Source organism: Streptomyces sulfonofaciens, from assembly GCF_014656295.1.
Classification (GTDB): Bacteria; Actinomycetota; Actinomycetes; order Streptomycetales; family Streptomycetaceae; genus Streptomyces; species Streptomyces sulfonofaciens.
Map to the genome: position 1 here is coordinate 356,769 of NZ_BNCD01000007.1, position 11,778 is coordinate 368,546.

Annotated in this window: 9 protein-coding genes; 3 read left to right on the forward strand and 6 right to left on the reverse strand. The window is 74.4% G+C overall.

Features of this window, described 5'->3' with window-relative positions:
- Positions 1-85 precede the first annotated feature (85 nt).
- From IE313_RS14810 to IE313_RS14835, 6 genes are all read right to left on the reverse strand, one after another.
- Positions 86-2,287, reverse strand: a complete 2,202-nt coding sequence (locus tag IE313_RS14810) for an ATP-binding protein (protein WP_229924638.1) — start codon at positions 2,285-2,287, stop codon at positions 86-88.
- A 66-nt stretch (positions 2,288-2,353) separates the two neighbouring features.
- Positions 2,354-3,307 (reverse strand): Pvc16 family protein, encoded by a 954-nt coding sequence (locus IE313_RS14815; RefSeq protein WP_189932117.1) that lies wholly within the window; start codon positions 3,305-3,307, stop codon positions 2,354-2,356.
- A 61-nt stretch (positions 3,308-3,368) separates the two neighbouring features.
- Positions 3,369-4,280 (reverse strand): hypothetical protein, encoded by a 912-nt coding sequence (locus tag IE313_RS14820; RefSeq protein WP_189932119.1) that lies wholly within the window; start codon positions 4,278-4,280, stop codon positions 3,369-3,371.
- Positions 4,273-5,049, reverse strand: coding sequence for a T4 family baseplate hub assembly chaperone (locus IE313_RS14825; RefSeq protein WP_189932120.1), 777 nt, complete (start codon positions 5,047-5,049; stop codon positions 4,273-4,275). The genes IE313_RS14820 and IE313_RS14825 overlap by 8 nt, the downstream gene beginning before the upstream one ends.
- Positions 5,050-5,063: 14 nt before the next feature.
- Entirely contained in the window at positions 5,064-5,588 is a 525-nt protein-coding gene (locus tag IE313_RS14830) for a phage tail protein (protein ID WP_189932122.1), read from the reverse strand.
- Between the two features lie 57 nt (positions 5,589-5,645).
- Positions 5,646-7,520, reverse strand: coding sequence for a phage tail sheath family protein (locus tag IE313_RS14835; protein ID WP_189932124.1), 1,875 nt, complete (start codon positions 7,518-7,520; stop codon positions 5,646-5,648).
- A gap of 657 nt (positions 7,521-8,177) precedes the next feature.
- On the opposite strand from IE313_RS14835, the gene sucC reads away from it, so the two are divergent.
- From sucC to IE313_RS14850, 3 genes are all read left to right on the forward strand, one after another.
- On the forward strand, positions 8,178-9,356 hold the full coding sequence (gene sucC / locus IE313_RS14840) for an ADP-forming succinate--CoA ligase subunit beta (RefSeq protein WP_189932126.1): 1,179 nt from the start codon (positions 8,178-8,180) through the stop codon (positions 9,354-9,356).
- 45 nt (positions 9,357-9,401) lie between these two features.
- Positions 9,402-10,283, forward strand: coding sequence for a succinate--CoA ligase subunit alpha (gene sucD, locus IE313_RS14845; RefSeq protein WP_189932128.1), 882 nt, complete (start codon positions 9,402-9,404; stop codon positions 10,281-10,283).
- Positions 10,284-10,665: 382 nt separating this feature from the next.
- Positions 10,666-11,778, forward strand: a 1,113-nt coding sequence (locus IE313_RS14850) for a cell division protein PerM (protein ID WP_229924639.1), incomplete at its 3' end; no start/stop codon positions are given.

Sequence of the window (11,778 nt, forward strand, 5' to 3'; positions counted from 1 at the left end):
CCGCCGGGTGCACGCCCCCGGCCCTGATCCGTACCGTCCGCTTCTGGCCCCCGGGCCCCCGGGAACGCCCCGCCTCGAAACTCGTTCACACCCATCCCCGCACCTCCGAGGGCGTCAGGGACCGCTCCAGCTTCAGGTACTCCGTGCGCGCCGCCGCCAGCATGTGCCGCATACCGAGCTGCTCGCCCTCCTCCGCGGCGAGGAACGCGCCCGACAGCGCTATGTTGCGGATCGAGCCGCCGGCCACGGTGAGCTGGGCGAGCAGATCGTGGTCGAGGTCCTTGACGGGGGCCTGCGGCGGCACCACCCGGCGCCAGATCTCGGCGCGCTCGCTCCGCGCGGGGAACGGGAAGTCGACCACGAAGCGGATCCGGCGCATGAACGCCGGGTCCAGGGCCTTCTTCATGTTCGTCGTGAGTACCGCCAGGCCCCGGTACGCCTCCATGCGCATCAGCAGGTAGCTGACCTCCAGGTTGGCGTACCGGTCGTGGCTGTCCTTGACCTCGCTGCGCCTGCCGAAGAGCGCGTCGGCCTCGTCGAACAGCAACAGGGCGCCCCCGCGTTCGGCCGCGTCGAAGACCCTGCGGAGGTTCTTCTCGGTCTCGCCGATGTACTTCGACACCACCTGGGAGAGGTCGATGACGAAGAGGTCGAGGCCCAGCTCCTTCGCCATCACCTCGGCCGCCAGGGTCTTGCCGGTGCCGGAGCCGCCCGCGAACAGCGCGGTCACGCCGAGGCCGCGGCGCAGTGTCCGCGCGAAGCCCCACTGCTGGTGGACCGTCGCCCGCCTGCGGACGTGCGCCACGACCTCCCGCAGCACCCGGACCTGGCCGTCGCCGAGCACCAGGTCGTCCCAGCCCGCGGTGGGCTCGATCCGCCGGCCCAGTTCGTCCATGCCGAGCCGGGCCTCGCTGAGCCCGGCCCGCCAGGCCAGCCGTGCCGGGTCGGACCCGTGGCCGTCGTGGACGCCGCCCAGATCACGGCGTACGGCCGCGGCGGCGGCCCTGACGACGTGCGGCGGCAGTCGGAACTGCGCGACCAGCGTCCGAAGGTCGTGCTCCGCCAGCTCGGGCACGTCCGCGAAGGCGCCCGCCCACAGCTCGAACTGCTCGTCGTCGTCCAGCGGGGGCACGGCGACCCGCTCGCCGCGCGGCCGGTCGGTCGGGCGAGGCTCGTCGCAGGAGACCACGAGCGGCACCGCGGCACCGGCCACGAACGCCTCCGTCGCCGCCCGCTGGTCGCGTTCGAGTTCGCCGGTCTCCAGGAGCAGCGCGGCGGGCAGCAGCACGGCCTCGCGCTGCCACAGCCGGGCGAGGCGGTCGCGGGCCGCGGGGTCGGTCGGTACGTCGTCGGCCGCCATCGCGTACAGCCCGAGCCCCGAGCGGGCCGCCGCGGCCGCCGCGATCTCCGCACGGGTCCGCAGGTCGCCGCCGACCAGCTCGACGAGCAGCGGCGCGTCGGGCCGGGAGCCGGCCGCCCAGCCCGAGGCGACGCGGGTCGCGGCGAGGTCGTGGGAGGGGGGCAGCGTCTCGGGCGCGGCGCAGCGGCGCAGCAGGCCGTGCAGCCGGGTGTCCAGGTACGGCGAGCCCAGCAGGAAGTGCAGGATCCGCTCGTCGAGGCGGAGCCGGGAGGTGGTGAGCCCGGCCGGGTCGGCCGGATCCGGCTCCACCAGGCGCCAGCGGCGCAGCGGGGCGACCGGGGTCAGGGCGCTCCAGTGCGGCGCGTCGAGCGCGGCCAGCGCCAGCGCGAACGTCGGGTACGCGCGCTCCGGATGCCCGCTCGCCGCCGCGCACCGCGCGCCCGCGCCCGGGTCCAGCTCGGTCGCCGCGCTGAGCACGACGACGTCCCGCTCGAACGGGGTCAGCCCGAAGCAGCCGACCAGCGCGTCCAGTGCCGCACCCGACGCGTCGCGCGCGACGGCACCGTGCGCGACGCGTGGCAGCGCGCCCTGCCCTGCGGGGTTCCGTTCCGCGGTGTCCGCGGTGGCCTCGGGGTCCGCGGTGTCCGCGGTGTCCGCGGTGGCCTCGGGGTCCGCGGTGTCCGCGGTGGCCTCGGGGTCCGCGGTGTCAGCGATGGCCTTGGTGGCCCTGGTGGCCTTCTGACGGTCCGCGGCGCCGTCCGGGGCAGGGCCGGTCGCCCGGGGGCCGGCGGTCGCCGCCTTCGCCCCCCGCCCCGCGCGCAGCGCGTGGGCGTCGACGCGGGCCAGGACGCGCCGGAGTGCGGCGGCGAGTGCCGGGGCCCCGGCACCGTCCGTCTGCGCGGCCGTCCCGTGCGCGCCGCCGCCCATGTCCGCCCCCTCTTCCCGCGCCCGACGGTCCTCGCCGGTGCCCCCGCCCGGTCGCCGCACGATGCCTCAGCCCTCCCCGTCCGCGGGGCCCTCGGGCCCGGTGGCGCGTCTGGTCCGCTTCGCGGCGGTCTTCTTCGCGGCTGCCTTCCTCGTGACGGCCTTGGCGGGCGGCTGGGCGGCCTTCGCAGGGGACCTGGCCTTCTTCGCCGTGGATCCGCCCGCCTTGCGGGCCCGGCCGCCGCCGGCCGGTCCCCGCCCGCCCGGCTCCGTAGGCCCACCGTCCACGAGCCCGCCGGCGTCCGCGGCACCGCGCGCCGGCGTGCCGTCCCCGCTGTCCGCCGCCCCCGCGTGTCCCGCGCCGCCGAGAACGCCCGCACCACTGCCCGCCCGCGGCGGCACCGGCGCGCCGGGCGCACCGAACGGCAGGACCCGTACGGTGCTGCGCTCCACCGGCCTGGCCGGGACGGGCTGCTCACGGCCGTCGATCAGTACCAGCGTCGCCTGGTAGACCACGGACAGCGTGTAAGGGGTCTGGTAGAGCATTCCCCAGAGCTTGGAGGTCTCGTCGACGTCCATGACCTGCGGCGTGAACCGCACCCGCTGCGGTGCGTCGGCCAGGTCGCTGCCCTGGAGGTACGGGAGTTGCGCGGCGGCCTCGACGACGTCGCGGGGGAGCGCGGGGAACTCGTGCAGCGTGCGGACCACGGAGCCGATCAGACGCTGCCCGACCAGTTCGTTCTCCTCGCCGTAGGCGCTGATCACGTAGTGCAGGTCGAGCGCGGCTGCGGCACGCTTGAGGAGGGTGCCGTCCGCGGCGCGGGTGACCAGGTCGTTGTTGCGCAGGTGCGCGTTCGGCGTGACCTGGTAGAGGAAGACGTTGATGGTCGGCTCGGGCGGCGGCTCGGCAGGTGGCTTGCGGGTCTCCACGGAGACGGCCATGTCGATCTCGGGCCGGAGGTTGTTCTCCACCAGCAGGGCCAGGGCCTGGGTGACATGTGCGATGGCGAGTGCGTTGCTCATGGCGTTCTTCCCCCGGTCCCCGTCACCCTTCCCCCGGCCCCTCCGGCGCGGGCCGCCGCGCTCACCGGGGTGCCCCGTCGCCGCGCCCGCGCCCGGTGAGGTAGTCCTCAAGGCTCAGGACCGGCCCGCGCCGCACCGGAGCCGCAGCCGCACGCCCCGTGTCGGGCGCCGTCCCGCCCGCGCTCACCTCCAGCCGTCCGATCTGCACATGCACCACCCGCTCGCCGCCGCGCGGCCCGCGCCGGGCGCCCGCGGCGCGCGCCGTCCCACGCGCCGTCGGGGCGGCATCGGCCGCCGGGGCGGGCCGCGGCGGCCAGGACGCGGACGTCGGTGGGAGCACCGCACCCGGCCGTGGCGCCGCGGCGGCGGGTCCTGCTCCGGCGTCCGATGCCCCGCCGTCCCGCCCGTCGCCCGGCCGTCCGGGCTCCGCGGGCCACCCGCCGTGCGGGGTGGGGGAGGCGGCGGGCCGCAGCAGGGCCGGTGCGGCGGCCGGCCGTCGCGTTCCGCGGTCGGCGTGGGCCTCGTGCTCCGACCGCGGCGGGGTGCTCAGGACCGTCCGCTCGTGCTCGGTGCGGATCTCGCGGAGCGCCCGCCCCGGCTCGCCGGGCCGGGTGCCGGACTCGTGCGCGGCGGGCCACGGCGCACCCGCCCCCTCGTCCCCGCCGACGTCGTCCGCGCCGCCGGGCAACGCGTCGATCCGCTCGAAGGGGCCCGGCAGGCGCGGCCGTACCCGCACCACGCCGTCCGCCGCCCGCGCGGAGGGCACATGGCGGGCCAGCAGCCGGTCGAAGAAGTCCGGCCCGCCGTGCGGAGGGCCACCGGACCCGGGCGCGGCCCCACCGCCCGCCGCACCGGCCCCACCGCCCGCCGCACCGGACCCGCCGTCCGCACCGGACCCACCGGACCCACTGGACCCACCGGGAGCGGATCCGCCTGCCTTGGCTCCCCGGCTTCCCGCAGTCTGCTCAGGCATCGGCACACAGCTCCAGGTAGTAGCGGCGCCGCAGCGGGCTGAGCGCCAGGATCTCCGGCTCGCTCCACCCGTAGGAGGAGGCGAGCAGATGGACGTCGAGCAGCAGATCGCGGGCCCAGGCATCCAGCTCGGTCCACAGGTACGACGCGATGTCCAGCTCGGCCCGGGTGACCTCGCCGCACTCGGGGCAGCCGATGCCGAACGTCACGTCGGCACCCGGGTCGGCGCGCTCCGCGGCCTCCGCGAGCGCCCGCTGCACCGACGCGGGCAGCAGGTCGACGGCCGTCTCCGCGTCGAGCGGCGCACCGTCCCGCAGCACGGAGTCCAGGCAGCGCAGCAGCAGCGCGCGCCGCGCCGCGTCCCCGGACGCCGCACCGTGCGCCGCACCCGCAGCCGCGGTGACGTCCGCGACGCGGGGCGGCCGGAACACGACCTCCCAGCCGTCCACCGAGACCCGCAGCGGTCCACCGCTCCCGCGGGCGGCCGCGTCCCCGCCGAACCGCTCGGCGAACCGGTCCGCGGCCAGCTCGAACTCCATCGCCGCGCCGCACGCGGTGCACTCCAGGCGCACCTGCATCCGCTCGCCGAACAGCGCCCGGCGCAGCGCGAGGAGGTCCGCTTCCCGCGCGCCGACCGGCAGCGCCGCCAGCGCCTCGTCGTCCGCCTCCGGGCGGGCCGCCCGGTGCAGCAGGCGAGCCCGGGCGGCCGCCCGGGCGGCGAGCCCCGCCTCCCAGGTGGCCAGCAGCTCGGCAGGCCCCGTGACCGTCATGTTCCACCCCGTGCTCAGGCCGGGTGGGTGAAGGAGGGCTCTTCGGGCTCGGGCACCTCGTAGTCGCGCTCCCAGCCCTCGCACTCCAGCTTCAGGCTCTGGATGGCCACCGCGTTGGCGTTGGCGTCCAACTCGCCCAGCACCTGGTACTCGCTCGGCCAGGTGCGGTAGAGCTTGTGCGACACGGCGACCTGGCCGGCCTCGTTGAGGACCTGGATGACGATGTCCTTGCGGAAGTCGGCCAGCGACACCTCGGCACCGAGGCCCGCGCCGACCTGCCAGACCTTGTTGGCCCAGCGGTCGAACTCCGGGTCGTGGGTGACCCCGCGCTCCAGGGTGACGCCCTCGAACTCCGAGCGGCCGGGCGACTTGCGCGGCGAGCTGGGATCGCCGCCGTGCCGGTGCTTGACCACCTCGGTGGTCCGCTTCAGCGGGCTGATCTTGCTGATGCCCGCGACCGTCCGCCCGTCCCAGAGCACCAGGAACTTGAAGTTCTTGTACGGGTCGAAGCGATGGGCGTTGACGATGAATTCAGCCATCGGATTCCTCTGCGTCCCTCATGTTCCTCTGCTGCCGCCGGCCGCGCACGCGGCACCTCACGGAGCGAACCGGCCGGCGAGCTGCTGGATCTTCACGACCACGAACTCGGCCGGTTTCACGGGGGCGATGCCGACCAGGACGTTCACCACGCCGTTCGCGATGTCCTCGTCGGTCGTCGTGTCCCCGTCGCACTGCACGAAGTACGCCTCGCGGGGAGTGGTGCCCTTGAACGCGCCCCGCCGGAAGAGGTTGTTGAGGTACGCGGAGGCGCCCAGCCTGATCTGCTGCCAAAGCTGTTCGCCGTTCGGTTCGAAGACCACCCACTGCAGACCGCGCCGCAGGGACTCCTCCACGTACAGCGCGAGGCGCCGCACCGGGACGTAGGACCACTCGCTGTCCAGCGCGTCCGCGCCCTGGAGCGTGCGGGCGCCCCACACCAGCGGGCCCACCACCGGGAACATGCGCAGGCAGTTGATGCCGAGCGGGTTCAGCAGGCCCATCTCGCGGTCGGTGAGCCTGACCGTGAGCGAGCGCACGCCCGCGAGCCGTGCCTCGGTGCCGGCCGGCGCCTTCCACACGCCGCGCTCACTGTCCGTGCGCGCGAACACCCCGGCGAGCGCGCCGGACGGCGGGAAGGACCGCAGCCGCCCGGTGAGCGGGTCGGTGAGCTGGATGTGCGGGAAGTACAGGCCCGCGTGGCTGTCGCGTACCGGCTCGAACGCGGCGATGCCGGCGCGCGCCGCGTCCGCACTGGCCCAGGTGCCCGGCGCGTCGACCAGCAGGAAGATCCGCCGCTCCGCGCAGAGCCGCTGGGCCGCGGAGACGACGGTGACGATGTCGTCCGTCGACTCGTACCCGGCCAGCTCGGGCAGGACCAGCAGGTTGACGTCGTCCACGTCCCGCAGCGCCTGGATGCCGGTCTTGGCGGCCTCGCTGCCGATCAGGTCGCGCGGCCCGGGCGCCCCGCCGTCCTCGCCGCCGTCCAGCGGGAAGACCGGGGGGTTCACGGAGGCTTCGAGGCCCAGGTCGTTGGCGCACTCGCCGACGAAGCGGACCAGGTCGCGCGGATCGGTCGAACCGGCGACGACCTGGAGCCTGCCCCGGCCGCCGCCGGCAGAGGCCCCCGGGCCGAAGGCGGTGACCTCGGCGCCCGCGAAGGCGTGCCTGCCCGGCGCGTCCGGCTGGGCACGCAGCTTGCGCTCCAGCAGATGGGCCAGTTCGGCGACGCTGCCCGGGGCCTCGCCGTCGGTGTCCGGGTCGTGCAGCGTGAACTCGCGCTCGGTGTCGCCGATCTTGACGGTGAGGTCGACCGCCAGGTTCGGCAGACGGTGGCCGAACGGCTTGGAGACGGTGCCCGAGGGGTCGGGCCGGTCGTCGCCGAGCACCTCGACGCGGATCAGCCGGGAGCCCGCGTTGACCACGGTCTCCGCGAAGCGGTCGTCCGAGGCGCGGGCGGAGAGGTCGGTGAAGACCTCGCGGGCGTCGCCCCTGGTGTCGTGCACCCGGAGATTGAAGGTTTCATCACCTCGGGCCGTGTCGTAGTCGACGAGGACGCGCAGCCCGTTGCCCCACACGCCGGGTTCCCGTGCGTGCACGGCGAGTGCGTCACACTCGCCGCGGCCCTGGGTGGACCTGAGCGTGACGCCGGCGGCCTTGCCGCTGCCCGCCTTCGCGACCCGTACGACGACGGCGACCGTGCCGCCGTTGCCGAAGAACTGGTGGACGGCGTGGCCGACGGCGCTGCGCGCGCTCAGCCCGCCGAAGCGGCGCTCGAAGTCGGCGAAGCCGGTGACGCGGATCGGTTGGTCCAGCGGCCCGCGGCGGGTGTGGCCCACGAAGGCGGTGACCGAGGTGGTGACGGTCTGGACGGTGCGTACGCTGCTGGGAAGCTCTTCTACGTAGACGCCGGGGTACGACGGGATCGTCGGCATTACCCCTCCTATCCCTTCCGGTACCGGATGAGAGGGCACCAAGAGGCGGCGGGAGGGGACAGCCCCCGTGCACGGCGTGCATGCCCGCGCCCACGCACGGTCACGCCCGACGCAATCAGGCTTCCCCCGTCCACACCCGACCGGACCCCCCGCCCGGGCCAAGCGATGTGCCTTTTCTCCTGATGCGTACTGCTCAAGTCAGTTTTCAAGCAACGCGGTTGGGTGACAAGACGGCTTTCCGGACACCTCGTGGGGAGGTTCTGTGACGGTTCGCGTGCAAGTCATACACAATTGGTGGGGTGGTGGCTATCGGCTTCCTGTGACCGGTATCACCGCCGCGGTGTGATCCGTGATTTAGGGCGCGCCTGCCGACGGCGATAACCTGCCATCCGGACATGCCGCGTGCCCGGTCACGGTGTACGCCACCCGGCGTCGCCACCCCCCGGCCCGAGGGTTGTGGGGTGGAGGCACCTCCCGTGCCCCTGGGGCACCGGGAGATCCCGAGCAGTGACGGTGACGGCGGAGACAGCAGTGACAGTGCAGTCACGTTGCCCCTTGCGGCACGCCCACGAGATGCGGGTACCCCCCACGCCTCCGAGGCCGTGGGGGGCAGACAGCCGACGCCAAGCGGCGAGATCACGATAGGGACGGACGCGCGTGGACCTGTTCGAGTACCAGGCGAGGGACCTCTTCGCCAAGCACGGTGTACCGGTGCTGGCCGGTGAAGTCATCGACACGCCTGAGGCGGCGCGCGAGGTGGCCGAGCGACTGGGCGGCCGTGCCGTCGTCAAGGCGCAGGTCAAGACCGGTGGCCGCGGCAAGGCGGGCGGCGTGAAGCTGGCCGCCGACCCCGACGACGCGGTCGTCAAGGCCGGCCAGATCCTCGGCATGGACATCAAGGGCCACACGGTCCACAAGGTCATGCTGGCCCAGACGGCGGACATCGAGAAGGAGTACTACGTCTCCTTCCTGCTGGACCGCACCAACCGCACCTTCCTCGCCATGGCCTCCGTCGAGGGCGGCATGGACATCGAGGAGGTCGCGGCCACCAAGCCCGAGGCGCTTGCCAGGATCCCGGTCGACGCCATCGACGGCGTGACCGACGAGAAGGCCCGCGAGATCGTCGCCGCGGCCCGGTTCCCCGAGGAGGTCGCCGGCCAGGTGGCCGACGTCCTGAAGACCCTGTGGACCGTCTTCATCACGGAGGACGCCCTCCTCGTCGAGGTGAACCCGCTGGTCACGACCGCCGACGGCCGGGTCATCGCGCTGGACGGCAAAGTCTCCCTCGACGAGAACGCCGGCTTCCGCCAGCCCGACCACGAGGCCCTGGAGGACAAGGCCGCGGCCGACCCGCTGGAGGCCGCCGCCAAGGCCAAGAACCTCAACTACGTCAAGCTGGACGGCGAGGTCGGCATCATCGGCAACGGCGCGGGCCTGGTGATGTCCACCCTGGACGTCGTCGCCTACGCGGGCGAGCAGCACGGCGGCGTGAAGCCCGCCAACTTCCTGGACATCGGCGGCGGCGCCTCCGCCCAGGTGATGGCCAACGGCCTGGAGATCATCCTGGGCGACCCGGACGTCAAGTCCGTCTTCGTCAACGTCTTCGGCGGCATCACCGCCTGCGACGAGGTCGCCAACGGCATCGTGCAGGCCCTGGAGCTGCTGAAGAACAAGGGTGAGGACGTCACCAAGCCGCTCGTCGTGCGCCTCGACGGAAACAACGCCGAGCTGGGTCGCAAGATCCTCTCCGACGCCAACCACCCCCTCGTCCAGCGGGTGGACACCATGGACGGCGCGGCCGACAAGGCTGCCGAGCTCGCAGCCGCCGCGCGCTGACGCCGCGCGTCTCCCACCCGACGACAAGGAAACGATCAGCAAGCCATGGCTATCTTCCTCACCAAGGACAGCAAGGTCATCGTCCAGGGCATGACCGGTGCGACCGGCATGAAGCACACGCGGCTGATGCTCGGCGACGGCACGAACATCGTCGGCGGCGTCAACCCGCGCAAGGCCGGCACCTCCGTCGACTTCGACGGGACGGACATCCCCGTCTTCGGCTCCGTCAAGGAGGCCGTCGAGAAGACCGGCGCCGATGTCACGGTGATCTTCGTTCCCGAGAAGTTCACCAAGGACGCCGTCGTCGAGGCGATCGACGCGGAGATCCCGCTGGCCGTCGTGATCACCGAGGGCATCGCGGTGCACGACTCGGCGGCCTTCTGGGCCTACGCGGGCAAGAAGGGCAACAAGACCCGGATCATCGGCCCCAACTGCCCCGGCATCATCACGCCCGGCCAGTCCAACGTCGGCATCATCCCCGGTGACATCACCAAGCCCGGCCGTATCGGCCTGGTGTCGAAGTCCGGCACGCTGACGTACCAGATGATGTACGAGCTGCGGGACATCGGCTTCTCGACGGCGGTCGGCATCGGCGGCGACCCGGTGATCGGCACCACCCACATCGACGCGCTCAAGGCGTTCCAGGCCGACCCCGACACCGACCTGATCGTGATGATCGGCGAGATCGGCGGCGACGCGGAGGAGCGGGCGGCCGACTTCGTCAAGGCGCACGTCACCAAGCCGGTCGTCGGCTACGTGGCGGGCTTCACCGCGCCCGAGGGCAAGACGATGGGCCACGCGGGCGCCATCGTGTCCGGTTCGTCCGGCACGGCCCAGGCGAAGAAGGAGGCCCTGGAGGCCGCCGGGGTCAAGGTCGGCAAGACCCCGACCGAGACGGCGCGCCTGGCTCGCGAACTCCTCGGCTGACACCCGTCAGCCCCGCACCGGGCCCGCACCCCGCCACGGGGTGCGGGCCCTTGGCGTTCTCGCCCGCCTGCCCCTGGCTGTGCCCTGCCCCGCCCCTGCCTGTGCCCGGAAGGGTGCCGTGCCCGTGCCCCTGCCCGCGCCCGGAACGGTGCCCTGGCCGTGCCCCTGCCGTGCCCCGGTCCTTGTTCGACCGTCCGGGAGGCGCCGGCTCCTCCGGCGGGGCCGCGGGGCTTGCGGCGGCGGAGGGTCCGGCGGGGCTTGCGGGAGCGAGGCCGTCCGGTCGGCCCAGGGTGCCGCGGGATGCCGGGAAACGCATGCGCCCGTGTGATCGACACTTCCGATATGTGACCGTTGCGTCGTAAATGCCGGAGTCATTGGGAGCATGGCGGACGTGACCCAGATGATCAACCGCAGAGTGACCCTGCCGCCCCTGCTCGCCGAGCTCTCCCGGACCCCGGAACGCGCACCCGGCCCGCTCGCGGCCCTGCTGGGCGGGGCCCTCGCGGCGGGTCTCGGCCTCGGCCTGCTGGCCGCACTCGCGATGGTCCTGTGGATCGGCTCCCCGTACCCCGACAGCGGGCTCGGCGGTGCGCTCCGTGTCGCGGCCTCCCTCTGGCTCCTCGCCCACGGGGTGGAACTGCTGAGGACCGGCACGCTCTCCGGCACCCCCGCCCCGGTGGCCGTCACCCCGCTGCTCCTGGCGGTGCTGCCGCTGTGGCTCGTGTACCGGGCGGCCCACGAGGCGGCGAGCCCGGAACCGGAGCACCGCGGCCGAGGCTCGCGCCGCACCGCGGGTCCGGTGGGCGCGGCCGGTCCGGTGGGCGCGGCGGGCCGCGAGCGGGGCGGCGGACAGGGCCGCGGGAGTGTGCGGGACCGGTCCGGGCCGGAGGCCGCAGGGCCGGCCGCCGCATCCGGGCCCGGGGACACGGGGGCGGTGGCCAGGAGCGTTCCGTCGTACCGGGGGACCTGGCCCTCGCCGGGCATCGCCTGGTGGGGCGTGCTGGTGGGATATCTGCTGGTCGCCGTGGCGACGGCGGCCTATGCGGACGGTGGCGTGCTCCGGCCCGTCCGGTCGGGCGCGGCCGTACGCCTGCCCCTGCTGGTGATGGCCGCGGCGACGGCGGGCGTCTGGCGGGCCCGCGCCCATCTGCGCGCCATGCGCCCCGCACGGGTGGGCAGGGCCGCACGGCGTGGACGGGGGGCGGAGCGCGGCCGCTCCCTCCGGTTGCCCGGGCGCCGCCGGAGCCGTCCCGCCGCCGGGGCACCGGCCGGTGCGCCCCCCACCGCCGCCGCGCCGTCGGCCCTCCGGCCGGGCCCCCTGACCGTCGGCCGGGGAGCCATCGTCCTGCACCGTGTGCAGTCCCCGGACGCGTCAGGGCGCCGAACGGTCGTCTCCGCCGTGGTGAACGCCGCGTCCGTGGTGGACGCGGGCGCCGCGCGCCAGGACGCGGCCGCAGGCGCGTGCCGTGGGGCGACGGCCTGCGCGCCGCGATCG